Here is a 20,647-nt window from a genome sequence, read left to right as displayed (position 1 = left end):
CGCTGAAACTCCGACAAATGCGGTCCCATCACCGCGTACCGCCGCGCCACCGAGTCCGCCAGATCCGCCATAGCACAACCGTAGCGCCCGAAACCAGCAAAAACGACGTTATTTAATCACGAGTCCTTAGTGGCGTTAGGGGATGACGCGCACGCGACCACCACACGACCGCAAGACGACAAATTTTAGGGCCTCAATTCCCTACCCCCGTTGGGTATACATGTGGCATGATGTGCAAGCATGGCGCAAATGCCGGCACCCATGGCCGAACCGGTTGGGGTGGTTGGGTGCTCTTGGTGTGACGATCGATCTGGTCGGCCTCGTCGATTGGATCAGGTCTTGACCGGGGTAGGCGTCACCGCCAGCGTCATGATCGCAGTGTCAGCGGTCTTCTTCCGGGTCTGGTCGCCAGAAGACCGCTCTGGCAGGCGCAGAATTTTCACCGGCAGCCACGATAGTGCTGGCCCCGAGGAGGGGGCCGGTCGGGGTGAGTATTTCACCCTGCTCAACCCACTGAAGTACTGAAGTACCGACCGCAGAAAGGGGTCAGGAAATGATGACGAAACGTCGACGCCTGTTCGCGTTGGGGGCCGCCGGACTGGGGGCTGCGACCGGGCTGGCCATCCTGGTGATTGCGCCGGTAGGTGCCTATCTCGACAACCGCACGATGTCGGAAGTGATGATGTCAGATATGGGTATGCTACCCGAGCTGCCGGTCCCGCCGACTATCCACTATGGGGCCATCGCCTTCGCCCCCAGCGGCGCGTCGGGCAAGGCGTGGCACCAGCGAAGCCCGGAACGAGCAGCGCAAGTCGCATTGGAGCAGTGTGGCGACATCAGTTGCAAAGTGATTAGCAACTTCAAGCAATGCGGCGCGGTCGCCTACAATGGCTCGGATTTCGCAGGGGGAGTGGGCCTTACGCGCCGCGTCGCAGAAGACGACGCCACGAACCGCCTCGGCGGCGGGTGGATCGTCAACTGGGCGTGCAACTAGGCGTCCATGATCCTCGAGGGCATCTTCACGCCTTAAACATCTTTAAGCCGAGGAATTCCTCAGCCAGCCCACCCAAACAGGCCGTCTCACGATTCCTCGGCTTAACGCAAATCTCGGCATAATCGCTGTGATGAATTGTGTCGCTGAACGGATGGCCCTGACGTGCCCGGAAAGTTGCGGCGTGGCGTAACGCCCGCTCGACGAATCCGGTGTCTTTGACCATCGAACACTCCCAGCCGGGGATCAGCCCGGCATAGGCATCGACAACGAATGCGGTGTAGCCGAACCCGCTGGTGTCGAGCCGAACATAGGTAAAGTCGGCCACGTCCAGCAGGTTGGTTGCGGCAACGCGCCAGCGCCGGCCCACCAGGTCCGGCGTGCGGGCCGCGGCCGGGTCTGGCTCGGTGGTGCGCGGTGGGCGGCGAGCACGCATGACGCCTCGCCAATCGTTGTGCCGCATGATCCGTTCCAGCGTGCGCCGCGCCACCGGGATGCCTTGGCGTTGCAGGTGCGCCCACATCTTCAGGCTGCCGTAGAGGCTCTCCGGTGGGCGTTTCCCGTCGGCATCGGGTTGGTAGTAGCCGGCCAGGATCTCGGTGATCGTGGTGTCCCACAGGGCCCGTTTTGACGTCGCCGACGAGCGGTGCGCCCAGTAGGTGCGCGGGGCGATCGCCACGCCCTGGATAGCCAGGGCGCGGCAGATCGGTACGACCCCGAACCGCTCCTTGTGTTCGTCGATGAACGCACAGATCAGCGGTGTAGCGGGTCGCACTCCCGCGCGAAGAAAGTCGTTGCGGCCTTGAGGATTTCGATCGTTGCCTCAAGCTCCCTGGTCTTGCGGCGTAGCTCCCGCAGCTCCCGGCTCTCCTCGCTGGATATCCCTGCCGTCTCACCGGCGTCGACCTCGGCCTGGCGAACCCACTTGCGCAGCGTCTCCGCGTTCATCCCCAGCCGGCCCGCGATCGCCTTCATCGCCGCCCACTCGCTGTCATAGTCGTCGCGGTGTTCCCGGACCAGTCGCACCGCTCTGGCCTTGGTGTTCTCGTCGTACTTGCTCGGCATCGCGCCATCCTTCCCAACAAAGGAAGTGCGCATAAAACCGGGGACGGTTCAATGGTTTTTGGGCAGCAAGTTCGGCCGATGAGACTTTGGATGGTGGCCCGGCACGGACAGTGGCCTCAGGATAGGTCAGCCCTTGCTGTTATATCAGTGCTGGATGTACTGTTTTATGGATGCTGAAGTGTGAGGTGCGGGAATCGGCGTTGGCCCGTCTAGGCCGGGCACTGGCTGATCCGACCCGGTGCCGGATCCTGGTGGCATTGCTGGACGGCGTTTGCTATCCGGGCCAGTTGGCGTCGCGCCTGGGGCTGACGCGTTCGAATGTGTCGAATCATTTGTCGTGTTTGCGGGGTTGCGGGTTGGTGATCGCGACCTATGAGGGCCGGCAGGTTCGGTACGGCCTGGCTGACAGTCACCTGGCCCAGGCATTGGGGGAATTGGTTCAGGTGGTGCTTGCGGTGGACACCGACCAACCTTGCGTCGGCGAGCAGGCCCCGTGCGCTGACGAGGTCGAGGTGACGGGTAGCCGATAATCCCCGTCATCGACCTTGGCTATCCGAACGGCTGAATAAACTAATTATGTTGCGACAGAATGGAATAGGAGAGCTCGCGATGGTTGCGCACGTACTGTTGGTCAAGGCTGCCTCGACGGTGGTCACCGGACTGGTCGGGGTCAGCGCCTACGAGGTGCTGCGTAAGGCGGTGGGTCCGGCTCCGATTCACCGGGCCGCGGTGGCTGCCACGGAGTGGGGTTTGCGGGGAACCCGGCGCGCGGAGGTGGCGGCCGAGTCAGCCCGGCTGCGGGTCGCCGACGTGGTGGCCGAGGCTCGCGACCGCATCGGCGATGACGCCTCACTTCCGGTCGGCACCCAGACCCACAATCACTGCGATAAGGACGATTGCTGCTGACCTGCGGCTGTCGCCGATTGGTTGGCGATGGTGTGTGGGCGGCGGCGAAACGAAAGATGGGCCGGGCAGCGTGGGCCGCTGGCTCGACGAGCTGTGTGAGTGTTCGAAACCGCACTGACTGATGTCGATCGGTGAGTGAATATCCACGACGAGGGAGGCGCTCATGCTGACCATTGATACGGCCCCTGGTGCCGGGATCGGGCTGACCGTTATTTCGGCTGGCGCGGGACGGATGCGTCTGCGCATCAATGGTTTTCGTTTCGACACGGTCCGGGCCGTCGCGATCGAGGACGCGGTCGGCAAGGTCGCCGGGGTGCAAGCCGTGCAGGCCTATCCCCGCACGGCATCGGTGGTGATCCGGTATTCGCCGGGGGTCCTCGATCTAGACGAGATCCTGCCGGCGATCTGCGATGCCGAGCGGATCCCGGCAGCATCGGTGCCCGCGCGTGCCCCGCACTCTGTTGATAACAGCAAGCCCGGTGTGGTGCAGAAGATCTTCGACTGGGCCGAGCGAACGCGGTCGGGACAGGGCGGCAACGATAGTGGTGCGGGAAGGGCGGTGACCGCGCAGGCGGCCGGAGCGTTTAGTGACGGCTGCTGTGACCACGATGACGACGACGTGCCTGAGCGGCTGTGGCAAGTGGTCAAACTGCGGCGAGCCGCGTTGTCCGGGGTGCTGCTGACCGCCTCGGCGGTGACCGCATGGCTTACCCCCTTCGGGCCGGTGGCCCTGGGGTTGAAGGTCTTGGCGCTGGCGGTGGGGGCTTCGACGTTCGCACCGTCCAGCCTCATGCGGCTGGCGCGGGGCCGCATCGGTGTCGGCACCCTGATGACCATCGCCGCGGCAGGAGCGGTGGCACTGGGTCAGGTCGGCGAGGCCGCCATGCTGGGATTCCTGTTTTCGATCAGTGAGGGCCTGGAAGAGTACGCGGTGGCGCGCACGCGCCGCGGTTTACGCGCTCTGCTCTCCCTGGTGCCTGATGAGGCCACGGTGCTGCGGGACGGCGCCGAGATCGTGGTCGCCGCAGCCGATCTGCGGGTTGGCGATCAGATGATCGTCAAACCCGGCGAACGCCTGGCCACCGATGGCGTGGTGCGTTCCGGGCGCAGCGCCCTGGACATTTCGGCGATCACCGGTGAATCGGTGCCGGTGGAGGCGGGACCGGGGGATGAGGTGTTCGCCGGGTCGATCAACGGTTCCGGGGTGCTGCAGGTGCAAGTCACCGCCACTGCCGAGGACAACTCGCTGGCCCGCATCGTGCACATCGTGGAAGCCGAGCAGGCCCGCAAAGGCGCCAGCCAGCGACTGGCCGACCGCATCGCGCGACCGATGGTGCCGGGCATCATGATCGCCGGGGTGTTGATCGCCGGGATCGGCAGCGTCGTTGGCAGTCCTGCGGTCTGGGTCCAACGCGCGCTGGTGGTGCTGGTCGCGGCTTCTCCGTGCGCGCTGGCCATTGCGGTGCCGGTGTCGGTGGTGGCGGCTATCGGTGCCGCGTCCCGACTCGGCGTGCTGATTAAGGGTGGGGCCGCGCTGGAAGCGTTGGGCACCATCGGCGGACTTGCCCTGGATAAGACCGGAACGTTGACGGCTAACCGGCCCGTCGTGATCGACATCGCCACCACTAATGGCGCCACCCGAGAGGAGGTGCTGGCGGTCGCGGTCGCCTTGGAGGCGCGCAGTGAACATCCACTCGCCGCGGCGATCCTCGCCGCCGCCGAACAGCCGATAGCCGCCGCTGACGATGTGCAAGCCGTCCCTGGTGCCGGGCTGACCGGCTATCTCGACGGACATGCGCTGCGATTGGGACGGCCCGGCTGGCTGGACCCCGGCGACCTCACCGATCAGGTGGCACGGATGCAACACGCCGGGGCCACAGCGGTTCTCGTTGAGCGCGACGAGCTGCTCCTCGGCGCGATCGCCGTACGCGACGAACTACGCCCTGAAGCCGCCGAAGTCATCACCAGACTCCGCGCCGACGGCTATGAGGTCGCGGTGCTCACCGGCGACAACCACGCCACCGCCGCCGCTCTGGCCGCCCAAGCCGGAATCGCGCAGGTCTATGCCGAACTGCGCCCTGAAGACAAAGCGCGCCTAGTCGGCCAGTTACGTGCTCAGCGGCCCACCGCCATGGTCGGTGACGGCGTCAACGACGCCCCGGCCCTGGCCGCCGCAGACCTGGGAATCGCCATGGGCGCCATGGGAACCGACGTCGCCATCGAAACCGCCGACATCGCGCTGATGGGCCAAGACCTGCGTCACCTGACCCAAGCGCTCGAACACGCCCGCCGCTCCCGACAGATCATGCTGCAAAACGTCGGACTCTCGCTAGGCATCATCACTGTGCTCATGCCCCTGGCGCTGTTCGGGACCCTCGGCCTGGCCGCCGTCGTATTCGTCCACGAGCTCACCGAGATCATCGTCATCGTCAACGGCGTGCGCGCCGGACGCATCAAATCACTGACGGGCCCCGCCCACGACATCTGAGGACCTCACCACCGCAGGGACACGGGTCGGTGTCCGGATTCTTTTGAGTGCGGTGGGCTAGCCCTCGATGAGGTCGAACATGCTCACGGCGGGCCCGCCTTCGTTGCGGATCTGACTTATCCGCCCTTCGGTGAGCCCACTGAGGCGAGCGATCTTCCTTGGGGGCATGCCTTGGTCGAGCGCTTCACGGATGAACCGCTTCTGACGGTCAAGGGCCTCCCGCAGTGAGGTGCGCCGCCGGGTGATCGTGGCACGGTTGCGCCGGAGCTGGGTAGTGAGCGCGGCGAGGTGGTCGCCGTAAACGATGTTGTGGCTGTTCATGCTGACGATGTCACACTACCGGCGACAGACTCGCAAGCCATACCAGCAGTATATAGGCCATTAACTATTTAATGTCCTAAATATGAGGAAGGTAGCGACGGTGGTCGTAGCAAACGGGGTGGCCTCGCAGGTTGGCAGCCGCATCGGGCGCAGGGGTTGCCTAGGTGCCCGCGGCGAGTCGTTCCAGTTCTCCTTGTAGAACCGCGATGATGTTGTCGCGTTCGCGTAGTTCAGCTCGTAGCTGCGCGATCTGTGTCTTTGACGGTCAGCCGGTTACGCAGCGCGGCTATGATGCCCGATTCGGCGCCGCCGGATGCCGACTGGGGCTCGTCCGAAACCACCGCCAACGTTCGGTGCGCTTCGATCTGGGCTAGCAGTTTGGGCCGGTTGTGGATGCTCTTGCGGGTCACTCCGGCGCGGCGGGCCACACTGCTGATGGTGATGTCGGCCTTTTCGCGGCGTAGGCCTTGGAGCGCCTTCGGGGCCCGCGTGTCGACCGAGTCCCGCCTCTTCTGGGTGTGGGCAGCCAGCGTCTTGAGAGATGCCTGGGCGCCGATCTTCTTGTGTTTGAGAAATTCGGCTTCGGCGGTGGCCGCCAAGGTGGCGGCGTAGCGCAGCGTGATCTCCGGACTCCGAGGTAGCGCTGCACGACGTGGATCGGTACCCCGTCGTTGCGAAGCTCGGTTGCCCGGGTGTGTCGTAGTCGGTGAGTTTGGCTGAATCGCAACGGGTTTTCCTGCCCCGTCAGTCAGGCCACGCAGATCGTCGAGTTTGGCCAGCAACTGTGAGTAGGCGGCGTACGGGCGCGGGCGCTGCCCGTTGGGGTTGCTTTGGCGCCGATGAACAAGTACTTGGGCTCGAGGCGGGGAAACGTCGTGGCCAACCATTTCTGTTGTTCAACAATCACGTTGACCACCGCCTGCTCGACCAGAATGGCCGGATCCGCGCCGTCGACCTTGGTCAGCTGGTACCGCAGCTTGGCCACGAACGAATCAGGATCCTCGGCGTCTATCGGGCGGGGCGCCGTCTATGCTTACCAATATTGAGATTTCAAGAGCCGATGGGTTTGGCTGTGGCGGGGCCGCCGATGTTCTCCCGCCCGATGTCATCCACCTGGCGCCACGGCGCCCACAGCATCAAAGCCACTCCGGGACAGGCATTTTGGCTAGACGGCCACGGCGCGCCGCAACAGGGTCCGGCGAGCGACTGCCTAGTATTGCCGCGTGGTGGATCGTTATGGCAGCGACGTCTTGTCCGGGGGAGGGCGGCGCACGCCGCGATCGGTCGAGCATCCGGTCGAGATCGGGATGGTGGTCGAGGACGCCCAAACCGGCTACGTCGGCGCCGTGGTCCGAGTCGAATACGGCCGCATCGACCTCGAAGACCGCCACGGTAAGACCTGCGGTTTCCCGCTCGGGCCCGGTTACCTGCTCGACGGTCGACCGGTAATCCTCACTGCGCCGCGCCGCCGGGCGCCGGTCACGCCGAAGCGAACGGCATCCGGGTCGGTCGCGGTTCCCGGTGCCCGCGCCCGGGTTGCCCGTGCCAGCCGGATCTACGTCGAGGGCCGTCACGACGCCGAGCTCATCGCACAGGTCTGGGGGGAGGACCTGCGCATCGAAGGCGTCGTGGTGGAGCACCTCGGCGGCGTCGACGACCTGGTGCGCATCGTCGCCGATTTCCGGCCCGGACCGCGCTGTCGACTCGGCGTTCTTGTGGACCACCTGGTTCCCGGGTCGAAAGAGGCGCGCATTGCCGACGCGGTGCGTCAGGGGCCGGGTGGCGCGGACACCCTGGTCGTCGGTCACCCCTATGTCGACATCTGGCAGGCCGTCAAACCGCACCGGCTCGGCCTGCAGGCGTGGCCGAGCGTACCCCGGCACATCGAGTGGAAGCACGGAGTGTGTCAGGCGCTGGGCTGGCCGCACGCCGACCAGGCGGACATCGCCACGGCGTGGCGGCGTATCCGTTCGACGGTCCGCGACTGGAACGATCTGGAGCCCGCGCTGATCAGCCGGGTCGAAGAACTCATCGACTTCGTTACCCAGCCTGCCGCCTAGCTGCCCAGGCGACCCGCTGGCAGCGGGAAAACTACGGGCGGCCATGTTCATCCAGGTGAGCTTTGTGTCGATCGTGTAAAAGACTGCCGATTGTCGTCACGTCTGCGCGTCCGCCGAGCACTAAAGCTTGACACCGAAAACTATTTGCTTTGGAAAGAAACGGAGGAGTCGACATGACCGACGTGCTTGTCATCGATGCCGAAGGCCTGGACCGGCTGTCGTGCAGCGCCAAGACCGACCCCAGCACGGGCAAGAAGACACTGAAAGCCAAGACGGTATGTGAAAGCGGCTTTCGCAACATGACCTACGTGCGCGACCTGGCGCCGATGCTCGTCGGCGAACCCCCCGCGCTGCTGGGTGACGACTCGGCGCCCAACCCGTCGGAGACGACTTTGGCGGCCCTGGGATCCTGCATCTCGGTGGGCCTGCTGGCCAACGCCACCCACCGTGGCGTGACCCTGACCAAGATCGAGGTCGAGATGGAAGGTGACATCGACATCTCCGCCGTGTGGGGCGTCGGCGACACCCCGGCCGGCAAGGTCCTCGGCTTCACCGCGGTGCGCTGCCGCGTCGCCCTGGCCGGTGATGCCGACGACCAGACGTTGCAGGAGATCCACGACACCGCGATCGCCTGGTCGCCCGTGGTGAACACGTTCCGCCGTCCGGCCACCGTCGACTCGACCCTGACCGTCGACTAGGCATCGCCACGTGACTTACAACGCGACCAGGCTGCAGCTCGCCGAGGCCATCAAGCTGGCCCGGATGGCGAAGGGATTGAGCTGGACCAAGATCGCCGAGGCAATCGGCAAGGACCGGGTGTGGACCGTAGCGGCGCTCCTCGGCCAGCATCCGCTGTCGGCTGACGACGCCGCGACCGTCGCGGCACTGCTCGACCTTGACGACGACGCGGTCGCCGCTCTGCAGTTGACGCCCTACCGGGGATCCGGCGAATCGGCGTCGGCGGATCCTACGATCTACCGGTTCTATGAGGCGCTGTCGCTCTACGGGCCCGCTCTCAAGGAGCTGATCGCCGAGGAGTTCGGCGACGGGATCATGAGCGCCATCAACTTCCGGATGAGTGTGCGGCGTCGCCCGGATCCGCAAGGTGATCGGGTGATTGTGACCTTCGACGGCAAGTTTCTCGACTACACATGGAACAACACGGAACAGGAGGTCATGTCGTGACCGCGACTATCGACGCCGCGATCGACTTGCTCGATTCGGAGCTGCTGGCAGACATCCGCGCGCACGCCGGTGTGCTGGACCGCGGAGACGACACCGCCCGCCGCAGCTTTGCGGGCCTGGGGGCCGTCGGACTGCTCGGGCTTGGCGCTCCCGGCAACATCGACGGACGGCTGCCACAGATGGCCCAGGTGATCCGAATGATCTCCGGCGAGTGCATGAGCACCGGATTCTGCGTGTGGGCCAACCGGATGGCGATCGAGTACTTACTCACCGCCGCAACGGAATACAGCATGGCCGTGGTCCAGCCGCTGCTGGCCGGCACCGCGCTGGGCATCACCGGAATGGCAGCAGCCTTCAAAGACGCGGCCGGCTGCGGCAGCCTCGAGCTCACCGCCGCAGCCGTCCCGGGCGGTTACCAGCTGAGCGGGTCGATCAGGTGGGCCAGCAACCTGTACCACGACTCCGTCTTGGTGACCGCGGCGCGCACCGAACGCGGCGACAAATTGATCGTGGCCGTGCCGTTGAGCACACCGGGTATCACCATCGGTGACCACTTCGAACTCTTGGCGATGGGCAGCACGGCCTCGTCGTATCTGGAGTTGACCGATGTGTACGTGGGCGATGAGCAGGTGCTGTCCACCGACTTCGACGGGTTTCTGGACGCGGTTCGCCCCACCTTCCTGGTACTGCAGTCGGCAATGTGTCTCGGGCTGGCCAAGACCACGCTGACGCAATGCAGGATCGGCCTCACCGGAGTGAATTCGGTGTTCGCCCCCGACGTCGACCTGATCGCGGGAAAGCTGGCGCTGGCCGAGACCACCTTGGCCAGCGTGGCCGCATCGGTCGGCGGCCAGCAACCGCCGAGCAAGAAGGAGTTGCTCTCGCTACGCCTCAGCGCGGCCGAAATCGCCAGTGCCAGCGCCGCGCTGGAGATTCGTACGGCCGGCGGCAAGGGCTATGCCAGCAGGACGCCGGCGAGCCGCCGATACCGGGAAGCCGCATTCCTGCCCGTGCAGTCGCCGTCGGAGGCGCAGCTGCGATGGGAACTGGGGGGATGCTGTTGAGTGACCGCTCGGGTCGACGATGACCCCGGTCGCGGTCCCACCCGGATCCGCATCCGAGCACATGGTCGGCGGGGTTCCGCTGGCCGGCTTGGTGCGCGACTATCACCGCCAAATGGTGAGTTTTGCTTGCACAATGGTGAATTCGCCAACGGTGGCCGAAGAAGCGGTACAAGAAGCATGGGTTCAGGTGATGCAGTCGTCGGCCTCGTTCGAGGGCCGCTCGTCGGTGGCCACCTGGTTGTTCGGGATCGTCAAGAACACCGCGTCGCGGCACCGGCGCCGCGAGTCTCGGATCCGCGAGCACGAGCTGCTGGCCACCGACGACGCCGACCCCCTGGCGGACCGGATGCACCCGACCGGCCACCCCGACGCCGGGCACTGGAGCGTGCCGCCGTCGAGGCGGTTCCTCCCCGAAGACCGAACTGTCGCACGGGAACTCGTCGAGCAGGTGCGGGCGGCGCTGGATACGCTGCCGCCGCGGCAGCGACAGCTGGTAATCCTGCGCGACCTGGTCGGCACCTCCGCCGAAGAGGCATCCGAGATTCTCGAGCTGTCTGCCGAGGCGCAACGTGCCCTGCTCTACCGCGCGCGGGCAAACCTCCGAAATGAACTGGAAAAGCGGTACCAACGATGACCGTCTACGACAACACGCTCCCCGCCGTCGACTGCGTTGATTTCGTCCGACTCGTCGACGACCTGGTGGACTCGGACCCGCAGGAGTGGGGAGCGATCGTGGCCAAACATATCGACGAGTGCCCGCCATGCCTGGTGTATCTGCAGCAAATGCTGGACCTCAAGGTTCTGCTCAATCACGTATTCGACGGGGAAAAGCTCAGCGACGAGCACATCGCGGGGGTTATCAACACGATCAGCACCCTCAGGAAAGGCCAAGAATGACGAACGCCGGTGCACACTCGTCGCAACCGGATCGCCGCCCGGACCAGGTTTGGACACTGGGCGGGCCCGTTGACGCCACATCGATGCGAAACGCTATGGGCGCCTTTCCCTCCGGCGTCACCGTACTGACCACCCGACTGGGCGACCGATCGGTCGGCATGACCATCAGCTCGTTTGCCTCGGTGTCCCTGGACCCGCCGCTGTTGCTGCAGTGTGTGGCGCGCAGCGCGGGCAGCCTTCCGGCGTTCCGCATCGGCAGCTCGGTGGCCGTCAACGTGTTGGCGAACGACCAGGCGAGCCTGGCGCGCCGCTTCGCCAGCAAGGTCGACGACCGCTTCGAGGGAGTCGCATTCGACACCGATGACTGCGGTTGTCCGGTTCTTGTCGGTGCGGCCGCGTCGGTAAGCGGCTTTATCGACCGGATCTACGACGCGGGCGACCACGTCATCCTGCTCATCCGCGCCTGCGCCGTGCGCCGCGCCGGCGGCCTGCCGCTGCTCTACTACTCGGGACGGATGCACGATTGGGCAGACACCGTCCACCCGGTGGCTTCTTAAGCGACGCAACACCTTCCATACTTACCGATAAGCGCACCATGTCCCAGCTTGCCCTGGGCCCAGACCTCGTGGGCCCGTTGTCCGATGATCGCCGGGCCGGTGATCCGTTCGAACCACTCGGTGTTCCGGCCATGGTGACCCGAATAGCGGACATGGCGCTCGAGAAATCCGCCCATCCGTTGGCTTTCCTGATCCGCTCACTGGTCGGCGGTGCGATGGTGGGTTTCGGCGCGTTGTTGTCGTTGGTCGTCAGCACCGGGGTCGGCACGCCCGGTATCGCCAGCCTGCTGATGGGCCTGGCGTTCGGCATGTCCTTTGTTCTCATCCTGGTGTCAGGGGCATCACTGATCACCGCCGACATGGCAGCCGGCTTCTTCGCGGTGCTGCAGGGACGCATGCGCATCAGCTGCTATCTACAGCTGCTGCTCATCGGACTGAGCGGCAATATCGTTGGTGCACTGGTGTTCGTCGCCGTCTGCGCCGCGGCCGGGGGTCCGTATCTGGGTGCCTTCGCTACACGTGCGGCAGTCGTCGGCGCCCAGAAAGCCGGCCAGCCCTTTTGGACCGCCTTCCTGCTGGCGGTGCTGTGCACCTGGTTCCTGCAAACCGCCATGTGCCTGTATTACAAGGCGCGCAGCGACGTCGCCCGGATGGGCTTCGCGTTCTACGGGCCATTCGCATTCGTGATCGGCAGCGATCAGCACGTCGTGGCCAATGTCGGGTTCCTGGGACTTCCGTTGTTGCTCAATGCCTTTCACCACGATGCCCCACATTGCGGGATCAGCTGGGGCTGGGGAGCTCACGGCTTGGTCACCAATATCTGCGTTACCAGCCTCGGCAATCTGGTTGGCGGCACGGTTTTTGTGGCGCTGCCGTTTTACGTCATCGCGCGGCTTGAGCCGCGGGAGCAGTAGTCGGCGCGCCTTTCAGAGGATGTGTACGGCTTGCGCCAGCGGCCAGTGCCGTGTGCCCCCGGTTTGGTAGCTCACGTGCTGACCTTCATGAACGCCGCCGGTAGGCCAATCGACGATCTCGGAGGAATCGATGAAGACGTCGCGATCGCCGTCTGCGGGATGCACGAATCCGAATCCGCGCTCGTCATCGAACCAGTTGATAACGCCATACGACACGGTCGCCATCGAATCCAGCATCGCTTCGACGTTGTAGCTATTGATGACGGGCATTGTGACAGCCTTCCCCTCGTTACTGCCGGTGAACTCCGACATGCCAGACCGTATCCATCGAGCGGGAATCGGCGTAGGGTCCTTCGACTCTGATTTCGTGAGCTGTTCGGCCCACCGGCGAGCTGATTGGGATCAACCGCGTCAAAGTGAGGTCCATGGTCTCTGCTGAACCGGGTGGCCGTCGTATACGGTCAGGTCGAGACTCGCGCCGCCCAGATTGTGCCGACGTGAGGATCCGGTGCCGGTCGCTGGCCAGGTACCCATCGGGCCGCCGCAAGGAGGGTGAAATGTCCAGGGATGCAACGCAGTACGGGATTCTGGTAGGCGTTGACGGCTCGGCGCAGTCCGACGCGGCGGTGGCCTGGGCCGCCCGCGAGGCGATCCTGCACCAGATGCCGGTCACCTTGATGCACGGTGTCGCCCCCGTCGTTGTCGGTTGGCCGGTGGGCCAGCTATACACCGAAATGCCGGAGTGGCAGAAAGACGAAGCACAAACCGTGATCGAGCGGGCGCGCCGGGCGTTGGACGAGAGCCTGGGAGAATCCGGCTCGCCGAATGTCCGCACGGAGGTGGTTTATTCCAACATCGTGCCGGCGCTCATCGACGCCTCCAAGGACGCCTGGATGACCGTCGTCGGCAGTCAGGGTATGGGCGCGCTGGGCCGCGCATTGTTGGGTTCGGTGAGTTCGGCGCTGTTGCACCATGCGCATTGCCCGGTAGCGGTCATTCATTCCGACGACGGTGTGGCTGCCGACACCAGCGCGCCGGTGCTCGTGGGCATCGACGGATCACCGGCCTCGGAAGCCGCGACGGCCTTGGCATTCGACGAAGCCTCTCGTCGCGGCGTAGACCTGGTCGCGTTGCACGCGTGGAGTGACGTCGGCGTTTTCCCCATCCTCGGGATGGACTGGCGCGATCGCGAGAGTCAGGGAGAGGAGGTTCTCGCCGAACGCCTCGCAGGCTGGCAGGAGCAGTACCCTGACGTCCACGTTCAACGGTCGCTGGTCTGTGACAAGCCAGCGCACTGGCTGCTCGAGGGCGCCCAGCACGCGCAATTGGTGGTGGTCGGAAGTCGCGGCCGCGGGGGATTTCCCGGCATGCTCCTGGGTTCGGTCGGCTCTGCCGTGGCCCACTCGGCGAAAATCCCGGTCATCGTCGTGCGTCCCGCCTGATCGCCGGCCGCCGTGCACGAAACAGACGAAACAGAGGTCTTTGGTCCCTGCTGGTCAGGCCGTTCGGAAGACGCCACAGCGGTATGTGTTTTGTAGCTTGGCGTTATGACCTGGGTGATCGGCCGGCAACGTGCTGGTGCGCCGGGCGGGGCCGCCACGGTGGGCCGAATCGGCGTCGACACTCCATTGGTCGCAGCTTTGCCGACACACGTCAGGTAATCGGAGGAGCAACGAAATGTCGATTTTGGAAAAGCGTCTCGGCGTTGTCGTCGGAGCCGACGGCTCACCCGCCTCGAATGCCGCGGTATGTTGGGCGGCCCGCGACGCCGCGATGCGCAACGTTCAGCTGACCATCGTCCATGTGGTGAGCACCGATGTGGCGACCTGGCCGCCGATGCCTTACCCGGATACCTGGGCGGTGTGGCAGGAAGACGAGGGGCGCAAGATTCTGGCCGCTGCCCACAAGATCGCCGATGAGTCGGTCACGGGGGAGCGGAAGCTCACCGTGAAGAGTGAGATCGTGTTTTCCACGCCGGTACCCACCATGGTCGAGATGTCGGCCGAGGCGGAGATGATCGTCGTCGGCAGCTCCGGCCGCGGCGCGTTGGCCCGGGTCTTGCTGGGTTCTGTCAGTTCGAGCCTGGTGAGACGTGCCCGGTGTCCGGTCGCGATCATCCGTGACGAAGATCCATTGATGCCGGATCCGCTGCACGCCCCGGTGTTGCTCGGGATCGACGGGTCACCGGCGTCGGAGGCCGCGGTGGCGGTGGCGTTCGACGAAGCATCCCGTCGCGGGGTTGAGCTGATCGCGCTGCATGCATGGAGCGATCTCGAGGTGGTCGAGCTACCGGGACTGAACTGGTCCACGGTGGAAGCCGAAGCCCAGGTCCTGCTTGCCGAGAGGTTGGCCGGCTGGCAGGAGCGCTATCCCGATGTGACCGTGCGCCGAGTGGTCGTCTGCGACCGCCCGGCACGGCAGCTCGTCGAACGGTCGCAAACCGCTCAGCTCGTGGTGGTCGGAAGTCACGGCCGCGGTGGCGTCACCGGCGTACTCCTGGGGTCGGTGAGCAACGCGGTGGTGCACGCCGTGCGGATGCCCCTGATCGTGGCGCGGTCGTCTTAGCAGGCGCCGGAACGACCGCCGGCATGTAGGCGATGGACCAGCGCAATTTCCCGGTCCAGCCACATGCCTTTGCGGGACTCGGTGGTTGCCTCGGCGGCCGGCTCGCGCACTCCGCGCAGCCTCATGCAGTCGTGTCGTGCGGTAATCACACACATGGCCCCGGACGGGTTGAGCTTGCGCATCATCCCGGCGGTCGCCTGGTGCCCGATGCGCTCCTGAACCTGCAGTCGCGCAGCGTATCCGTGGACCAGCCGGGCAAGCTTGGACAGGCCCACGATGCGCTGCCCGGGGTGGGGGCGGTAGGCGATGGTGGCAGTCCCCGAGAACGGCAGCAGATGGTGCGCGCAGGTGGAGGCGAACGAGATGCCGTGCATGACGATCAGCCCGGGGTCGTCGGGAGCGGGAAAATCGGTGTCGAGATGGCCCTCGGGGACCTCGTTGTATCCCCACAGCATCTCCCGCCATGCGCGGGCGACACGCGCAGGCGTCTCGGCGGTGTGCTCGCCCTCGTCCACGCCTAGGGCGGAAAGAAGCTGCCGTACGGCGCCCTCGACGGCCACGTCGGCGTTGTTATCCCACCACGCCGGCGAATCCGTCGGCTGGTAACCGATGTCTGCGGGGTAGGCCGCAGCCCCGTGCGCCACCTCGTCGTTGGTCATCGCCCAGCCGCTCGAGCAGAACGGCGGCATCTGATGACGGGCCTGGCGCGGCGCCGAGGGGATGGCCGTCATGCCGCCCACCCGATCGCGGGCTCAGCGCTGACTGCGATGCTGGTCATTCTCGATTCCCGTCCGGCGGCTGACCCGTGCCCAACCTTCACGGTGCGCCCTTGCTGCTCACGGTGTGTGGCAGGAGCGGTTCCGACGCGGACACTGCTCCGCCAGTTACCATGCCCTCGCCTTGCGGCGATGTATGTCGGCTGACCGGCCACTGCTCGGATGAATCTCATGTCCCCCGATCGAGGGAAACCTCACCGTTGCCTGGTCTGCCCGCGACGCGGCGATGTGCGGTCAGCAGTAATCGGTCCAACTGTGCCGACGGCGAAATGGGTCGGTCGGCATCGCGGAAATCTCGACAGATTTGCTCGGCCAGCAGCCGCAGCTTGACGTTGGCCTCTTGCGAAAGCAATTTCAGCACGTTGAAAGCCGCCTCCTGCTCGAGGCCGTAGGCCAGCATCAACATGCCCTTGGCCTGCTCGATGGCGGCTCGGTTCTCGGTTATCTCGGACAGTCTTGCCGTGACCAGATCCTCGTCCCGGTCCTCGTCAGGGTGCGTAGCGACCTCCACGTAATATCCGTGCGTTCCGATCAAAACGCCGCGGCCGTCGTAGAGACGGTCACTAACGACGACGACGTGGTGCACGTTTCCAGCGGTGTCAATGATCCGATGACGCGCACCGAATGCCTGCTGGGTGTGCAGGATGTCGTCGATCGTGGCCGCGACCTGAGCGCGGTCGTCGGGGTGCTTGTGCGAAAGCACCAGCTCGGTGGTTGGGGTTACGCTGCCGGGTTCGTAGCCGTGCAGTTGGTGCACTTGCTCGGACCATTCCCAACGCTGGTCGGCGAAGTAGAACCGGAATGAGCCCACCCGTTGCGGTGCGCCGCCCGCTAAAGCTTGTTCGAGGGCGGCTGACTGGCCGTCAATACTCCGCGTCATTGCGAACACCGCCTCCTCGGATTCCGGTCGCTGGACGCGACCAGGCAGCGCGACCCGCGCACCCGAAGTGGACGGACGCATGACGGACCCGCAGGCCACCGATCTGGGGCATCGCGAAAAGCGGCGCTGGATGCCCAACGCCGACGCTGCTTGGACACACCATGTCGGATGGGCTTAAGTGCACCCGGCTTTCCCGGCACGTCGAATTACCCAGTCGCGTCGAGTCATCGGTTGTGGGACATGACGTCTGGTGGTGGTGGAGGTGCGGCGAGTCCGGGCCGACGATGCCGGCGGCGGTCGCCGCGCCATCCACCCCCGATCAGGCTTCGATCACCTCGGGTTGCGCGTCAGCTTCGTCGATGGCCTTGTGGCCATTGCCGCGGGCGACCGAGATCTTGCGCGGCTTGGCCCGTTCGGCCACCGGGATCACCAGTTTCAGGACGCCTTCCTGGTAGCAAGCCTCGATCCGGTCCGTGTCGAGGTTTTCGCCGAGCACCAGCTGGCGGCTGAACACTCCGCGCGGCCGCTCGCTGGCCAGCATTTCCCGATTCGGATCGACGCTGGGCCGTTCTGCGCGCACGGTCACCACGTTGCGCTCGATATCGATGTCCAGGGAGTTGGCGTCGATACCGGGCAGGTCGAACTCGACGACGAATTTTTCGCCATCCCGCCACGCATCCATGGGCATCACCGCTGGCCGGGCGGCCGTGCCCAGCACCTGCTGGGCGAAGCGGTCCAGATCACGGAACGGGTCGGTGCGCATCAGCATGGTGGTCACCTCTCACTCCAATCTGCTGAGTTCAGTGGGGTTGCATATCTATGGCTAAATCCATAGATTTGTTATAACACCATCGACATTACAATGCAAGTGTGATAGAGAGGTTTTCTATGCGAGTGGCAGTCGAGGGAATGAGCTATGGCTGACCGTCCCGCCGAAACCGGCGCGCCGGCGCCTGACCAGGGCGTGTACGGCATCTCGGTGGCAGCCGAGCTCTCCGGTATCGCGGTGCAGTCGCTACGCCTGTATGAACGCTACGGATTGTTGACCCCCGCACGTAGTGACGGTGGAACACGGCGCTACAGCACCGACGACTTGGCCCGGCTGCAGCGGATCAGCGCTCTGGTTGACGCCGGAATCAATCTGGCCGGAATTGCGCGCATCCTCAGTCTCGAAGACGACAACGCGGCACTGGCTGCTGCCAACGACGATTTGCAAGCCACCAACCGCTCCCTGCGCAACGCCGCGAAAGCGACCGAAAGATCGACCCGAGCCACCCGAGTTGCCGCCGGCGGCGAAGCCTGACGGTGGGGCTCGGCCCGGATTGCGTGCCGTCAAAGCGGGTACCCCGAGCGGGGGACGCTCGTTGATGAAGGAATACCGGTGGCAGAAGGTACCGAGGTCGGCGCCGACACAATCGGCCCGAGCGGGTTACGGCCATGACTGCAGCGCCTGCCGCGGGGGCGGGGCGTTACCTCCCCGACGAACGTGAATTTATCTCCTTGGAGGAGGCGGCGAGCAGTTGTCGGGGTTGCGCGCTGTACGCCGACGCCACCCGGACCGTCTTCGGTCACGGCACATGTCACGCGCCGCTCATGTTGGTCGGGGAACAGCCGGGCGATCGCGAGGACCAGGAGGGACTTCCGTTCGTCGGCCCGGCCGGCCGACTGCTGCAGCGGGCTCTCGACGACGCCGGCATCGACCCGGGATCGACCTATCAGACCAATGCCGTCAAGCACTTCAAGTTCCGCAGGCAGGGCAAGCGGCGCATACACCAGAAACCCTCCCGAACCGAAGTCGTGGCCTGCCGCCCCTGGCTGATCGCCGAAATCGAGGCAGTACGGCCCCAATTGATCGTGTGCCTGGGTGCGACGGCCGCACAATCCTTGCTGGGCAGCGCGTTTCGCGTGACCGCACATCGTGGTGAACGGTTGCGCCTCTCCGCGACGTTGCGAGTCGAGGTCAACCCCGAACCACTGGTGACGGCAACGGTTCACCCGTCGGCGGTGCTGCGGGATCGCAGTGACCGCCACGGCGAGGCCTACGCACTGTTTGTCGAGGACCTCAAGAGTGCCCGGGCCGGCATGGACCTGCCTACCGGGCGCTGATCGGGCCGTCAACCGCCGGGGTGCCGACGAAGCTCGGTCACCACCGCGAGTTGCATGCGCCGGACATCATGTTTCGGCGCAACCTACGCGGGTAGTCGACCAGAAGGCGATCGTGGCCGCCGCGCCGACCTACCGCGTGGCGCCGGTAACCGCGGAAACCCGTGAAGACCCGTGAAGAGAGGCGCTGATGAGGCTGCAGACCCGCGAACACCGCGAGGTCATCACCGATGCGGGCAACCCGCCGCAGGTTGGCGATCACAACCGTGGGCGTCGCATCCTGGTGAACTGGGTACTGGCGTTGCTGACGGTGCCCGCGGCAGCACTCGTCATGGTATTCGCCATCGGGGCGGCGATGAGCATGGCTGCATGCAGCGGCGCTCAGTGCCCCGACCTGGGTCCGAACGGTCTGGTGTACGGCGTCCTGCTGTATGGCGCTCCCGTTGTGGCTGCTTCAACGCTCATCGTCTCCTTCTTCACAGCCTCCCGGCGGCGTGGCTTTGTCGTTCCGTTATGCGCGCTGGCCCTGCTGGTCGCCGATATCGCAGTCACGGCCGTCCTGTTCAGCGGTTGAGCCGGTCGATGGCCTTTCAGACAGTGAAATCCTCACGGTGACTACCGACTCCGCGGCTCGGCCGGCGGTCCTGTTCGACGTCGACGGCACCCTGGTGGACTCCAACTACTTGCATATCGACGCCTGGCTTCGTGCGTTCGCAACGGCGGGAATCGACGTCGAGACATGGCGCATCCATCGGTCCATCGGGATGGACGGCTCGACTCTGGTGAAATCACTGTCTGGTAATGCTCCCGAGGACATTCAGAAACACCTGAAAGACTTACACTCTCGGTACTACAAGCAAGCTTCCCACCTGTTGCGGCCACTGCCGGGCGCACGCGCCTTGTTGCAACGCGTGGTGGCTCTCGGCCTCAAGGTGGTACTTGCGACGTCGGCCCCAGAAGATGAATTGGCACTCTTGCGTAGGGTACTCGACAGCGATGATCTCGTTGCCGAGGTCACGTCGGCCGGCGACGTCGACACCGCAAAACCCAGGCCTGACATCATCCATGTGGCGCTTCGCCGAGCGGGTGTCGGCAACACCCGGGCCGTTTTCGTCGGCGACGCGGTGTGGGACGCGCTAGCATGTGCCCGCGCGGAAGTACCGAGTATCGGGCTGCTCAGCGGCGGCGTCTCCGGGAGCGAACTCGAAAGTGCTGGGGCCACAATGGTGTTCGAGAACGCCGCAGACTTGCTGGACCATCTCGAGGAGACCCCGATCGCCCGGCTGGCACGACTTGTCGTGCGCTGACGGTCGACCGTCTTCGCTGGTTCCAGTAAGCGAACGGGCCCGGTCCGAAATCGGACCGGGCCCATTCTCTTTCAAGCTACTGATTGGCTTCTTGACGTTGCTCGGACGCCTCGGCGCTGCCGCGCGCGGCTTCAGCCTCGGCTTCCTTCTTAGCCGCGTCTCGCTGGGCGTCGGCCTTGTCCTGCTGAGCCTGGCCCTCGCGCTTCATGTCGTCGCGGCCGGTGACGGCTCCAAAGACTTCCTTGGCCTTGCCTTTAGCACCCTCGACGACGCCCTCGACGCCCTCTTGGGGGCCACTTTTCTCCGCCATGAATTCCTCCCTATCGGTTACTACTCGCATGGCGACCTCGCGCTCGCTCGATTGCGCTCAGCCAACAGGGTGCGACCTTGAGCGCCGGTAGTGCGCGCTAAGCCAAAATATCCCTGCATTACAAGGGTTTCCGAATGGTCGCGGCCTCAAACATGTGGCTTGCGCCACTGGCGCACCACGCTCGCTGAGCTGCGAAAGTCGGGCGTTGCTGCCGGCCGTCAACCAACTGCGCGCTACGACAGGCCCTTCGGCCACGCC

General features: G+C 65.1%; 24 protein-coding genes and 2 pseudogenes. 18 read left to right on the top strand and 8 right to left on the bottom strand.

Annotation, left to right across the window (positions count from 1 at the left end; genetic code table 11):
- The first annotated feature begins 553 nt into the window (after nucleotides 1-553).
- Complete coding sequence (locus EET03_RS14765; RefSeq protein WP_063472755.1) at nucleotides 554-994, top strand: DUF4189 domain-containing protein; 441 nt, start codon at nucleotides 554-556, stop codon at nucleotides 992-994.
- A gap of 64 nt (nucleotides 995-1,058) precedes the next feature.
- Here EET03_RS14765 and EET03_RS14760 read toward each other — a convergent pair.
- Nucleotides 1,059-2,056: pseudogene (locus EET03_RS14760) on the bottom strand (IS3 family transposase); the annotation flags it as partial.
- 170 nt (nucleotides 2,057-2,226) lie between these two features.
- On the opposite strand from EET03_RS14760, the gene cmtR reads away from it, so the two are divergent.
- The 3 genes from cmtR to EET03_RS14745 all read left to right on the top strand — a co-directional run bounded on the left by cmtR (nucleotide 2,227) and on the right by EET03_RS14745 (nucleotide 5,450).
- Nucleotides 2,227-2,586, top strand: coding sequence for a Cd(II)/Pb(II)-sensing metalloregulatory transcriptional regulator CmtR (gene cmtR, locus EET03_RS14755; protein ID WP_063472753.1), 360 nt, complete (start codon nucleotides 2,227-2,229; stop codon nucleotides 2,584-2,586).
- Between the two features lie 79 nt (nucleotides 2,587-2,665).
- Nucleotides 2,666-2,962 (top strand): DUF1490 family protein, encoded by a 297-nt coding sequence (locus EET03_RS14750; RefSeq protein WP_099194193.1) that lies wholly within the window; start codon nucleotides 2,666-2,668, stop codon nucleotides 2,960-2,962.
- 163 nt (nucleotides 2,963-3,125) lie between these two features.
- A complete protein-coding gene (locus EET03_RS14745) occupies nucleotides 3,126-5,450 on the top strand; it encodes a heavy metal translocating P-type ATPase (protein ID WP_099193550.1) in 2,325 nt (774 codons plus the stop codon).
- Nucleotides 5,451-5,507: 57 nt separating this feature from the next.
- Here EET03_RS14745 and EET03_RS14740 read toward each other — a convergent pair whose 3' ends face one another.
- Both EET03_RS14740 and EET03_RS14735 read right to left on the bottom strand, forming a co-directional pair.
- Nucleotides 5,508-5,771 (bottom strand): hypothetical protein, encoded by a 264-nt coding sequence (locus EET03_RS14740; protein WP_075544030.1) that lies wholly within the window; start codon nucleotides 5,769-5,771, stop codon nucleotides 5,508-5,510.
- Nucleotides 5,772-6,310: 539 nt separating this feature from the next.
- Nucleotides 6,311-6,789: pseudogene (locus EET03_RS14735) on the bottom strand (tyrosine-type recombinase/integrase); the annotation flags it as partial.
- Between the two features lie 205 nt (nucleotides 6,790-6,994).
- On the opposite strand from EET03_RS14735, the gene EET03_RS14730 reads away from it, so the two are divergent.
- From EET03_RS14730 to EET03_RS14695, 8 genes are all read left to right on the top strand, one after another.
- On the top strand, nucleotides 6,995-7,831 hold the full coding sequence (locus EET03_RS14730) for a DUF3097 domain-containing protein (protein ID WP_075544032.1): 837 nt from the start codon (nucleotides 6,995-6,997) through the stop codon (nucleotides 7,829-7,831).
- A 173-nt stretch (nucleotides 7,832-8,004) separates the two neighbouring features.
- A complete protein-coding gene (locus tag EET03_RS14725) occupies nucleotides 8,005-8,529 on the top strand; it encodes an OsmC family protein (RefSeq protein ID WP_075544033.1) in 525 nt (174 codons plus the stop codon).
- Nucleotides 8,530-8,539: 10 nt separating this feature from the next.
- On the top strand, nucleotides 8,540-9,016 hold the full coding sequence (cynS, locus tag EET03_RS14720; RefSeq protein ID WP_082274784.1) for a cyanase: 477 nt from the start codon (nucleotides 8,540-8,542) through the stop codon (nucleotides 9,014-9,016).
- Nucleotides 9,013-10,080, top strand: a complete 1,068-nt coding sequence (locus EET03_RS14715) for an acyl-CoA dehydrogenase family protein (RefSeq protein WP_075544034.1) — start codon at nucleotides 9,013-9,015, stop codon at nucleotides 10,078-10,080. Before cynS ends, EET03_RS14715 begins: the two co-directional genes overlap by 4 nt.
- A gap of 19 nt (nucleotides 10,081-10,099) precedes the next feature.
- Nucleotides 10,100-10,714 carry an RNA polymerase sigma factor gene (locus EET03_RS14710; protein WP_075544035.1) on the top strand — a complete coding sequence of 205 codons (615 nt, stop codon included), beginning with the start codon at nucleotides 10,100-10,102 and terminating at the stop codon, nucleotides 10,712-10,714.
- Nucleotides 10,711-10,977 (top strand): hypothetical protein, encoded by a 267-nt coding sequence (locus tag EET03_RS14705; RefSeq protein ID WP_075544036.1) that lies wholly within the window; start codon nucleotides 10,711-10,713, stop codon nucleotides 10,975-10,977. The genes EET03_RS14710 and EET03_RS14705 overlap by 4 nt, the downstream gene beginning before the upstream one ends.
- A gap of 83 nt (nucleotides 10,978-11,060) precedes the next feature.
- Nucleotides 11,061-11,534, top strand: a complete 474-nt coding sequence (locus tag EET03_RS14700) for a flavin reductase family protein (protein WP_063466483.1) — start codon at nucleotides 11,061-11,063, stop codon at nucleotides 11,532-11,534.
- Between the two features lie 38 nt (nucleotides 11,535-11,572).
- The gene (locus tag EET03_RS14695) at nucleotides 11,573-12,448 is read left to right on the top strand and encodes a formate/nitrite transporter family protein (protein WP_075544037.1); all 876 of its coding nucleotides are present in this window, start codon (nucleotides 11,573-11,575) and stop codon (nucleotides 12,446-12,448) included.
- A 12-nt stretch (nucleotides 12,449-12,460) separates the two neighbouring features.
- On the opposite strand, the gene EET03_RS14690 is transcribed toward EET03_RS14695, so the two are convergent.
- Nucleotides 12,461-12,718, bottom strand: coding sequence for a cold-shock protein (locus EET03_RS14690; protein ID WP_208649057.1), 258 nt, complete (start codon nucleotides 12,716-12,718; stop codon nucleotides 12,461-12,463).
- Between the two features lie 287 nt (nucleotides 12,719-13,005).
- Here EET03_RS14690 and EET03_RS14685 point away from each other — a divergent pair, with 287 nt between their 5' ends.
- Together EET03_RS14685 and EET03_RS14675 are read left to right on the top strand one after the other, a co-directional pair.
- Complete coding sequence (locus tag EET03_RS14685) at nucleotides 13,006-13,890, top strand: universal stress protein (RefSeq protein WP_075544038.1); 885 nt, start codon at nucleotides 13,006-13,008, stop codon at nucleotides 13,888-13,890.
- A gap of 235 nt (nucleotides 13,891-14,125) precedes the next feature.
- A complete protein-coding gene (locus EET03_RS14675; protein ID WP_075544039.1) occupies nucleotides 14,126-15,013 on the top strand; it encodes a universal stress protein in 888 nt (295 codons plus the stop codon).
- Here the strand turns inward: EET03_RS14675 and folE are convergent.
- The 3 genes from folE to EET03_RS14660 form a co-directional block, all read right to left on the bottom strand.
- Nucleotides 15,010-15,744, bottom strand: coding sequence for a GTP cyclohydrolase I (gene folE, locus EET03_RS14670; RefSeq protein WP_244232369.1), 735 nt, complete (start codon nucleotides 15,742-15,744; stop codon nucleotides 15,010-15,012). The genes EET03_RS14675 and folE overlap by 4 nt on opposite strands.
- 214 nt (nucleotides 15,745-15,958) lie before the next feature.
- Nucleotides 15,959-16,669 carry a PAS and ANTAR domain-containing protein gene (locus tag EET03_RS14665; RefSeq protein WP_075544057.1) on the bottom strand — a complete coding sequence of 237 codons (711 nt, stop codon included), beginning with the start codon at nucleotides 16,667-16,669 and terminating at the stop codon, nucleotides 15,959-15,961.
- Nucleotides 16,670-16,988: 319 nt separating this feature from the next.
- Nucleotides 16,989-17,438 (bottom strand): Hsp20/alpha crystallin family protein, encoded by a 450-nt coding sequence (locus EET03_RS14660; RefSeq protein WP_063472805.1) that lies wholly within the window; start codon nucleotides 17,436-17,438, stop codon nucleotides 16,989-16,991.
- Nucleotides 17,439-17,585: 147 nt separating this feature from the next.
- Here EET03_RS14660 and EET03_RS14655 point away from each other — a divergent pair, with 147 nt between their 5' ends.
- The 4 genes from EET03_RS14655 (at nucleotide 17,586) to EET03_RS14640 (ending at nucleotide 20,079) form a co-directional block, all read left to right on the top strand.
- On the top strand, nucleotides 17,586-17,972 hold the full coding sequence (locus EET03_RS14655; RefSeq protein ID WP_063472740.1) for a MerR family transcriptional regulator: 387 nt from the start codon (nucleotides 17,586-17,588) through the stop codon (nucleotides 17,970-17,972).
- 134 nt (nucleotides 17,973-18,106) lie between these two features.
- On the top strand, nucleotides 18,107-18,775 hold the full coding sequence (locus EET03_RS14650; protein ID WP_063472739.1) for a UdgX family uracil-DNA binding protein: 669 nt from the start codon (nucleotides 18,107-18,109) through the stop codon (nucleotides 18,773-18,775).
- A gap of 187 nt (nucleotides 18,776-18,962) precedes the next feature.
- Nucleotides 18,963-19,346 carry a hypothetical protein gene (locus EET03_RS14645; protein ID WP_075544041.1) on the top strand — a complete coding sequence of 128 codons (384 nt, stop codon included), beginning with the start codon at nucleotides 18,963-18,965 and terminating at the stop codon, nucleotides 19,344-19,346.
- 37 nt (nucleotides 19,347-19,383) lie between these two features.
- Nucleotides 19,384-20,079 (top strand): HAD family hydrolase, encoded by a 696-nt coding sequence (locus EET03_RS14640; RefSeq protein WP_063472738.1) that lies wholly within the window; start codon nucleotides 19,384-19,386, stop codon nucleotides 20,077-20,079.
- A gap of 76 nt (nucleotides 20,080-20,155) precedes the next feature.
- On the opposite strand, the gene mbp1 is transcribed toward EET03_RS14640, so the two are convergent.
- Nucleotides 20,156-20,389, bottom strand: a complete 234-nt coding sequence (mbp1, locus tag EET03_RS14635; RefSeq protein ID WP_036395802.1) for a microaggregate-binding protein 1 — start codon at nucleotides 20,387-20,389, stop codon at nucleotides 20,156-20,158.
- Nucleotides 20,390-20,647 lie beyond the last annotated feature (258 nt).

This window comes from Mycobacterium innocens (assembly GCF_900566055.1).
In the GTDB taxonomy this organism is placed as follows: Bacteria; Actinomycetota; Actinomycetes; order Mycobacteriales; family Mycobacteriaceae; genus Mycobacterium; species Mycobacterium innocens.
Note: the sequence above shows the minus strand (reverse complement) of the source record. Positions and strands in the feature narration are given on the sequence as shown.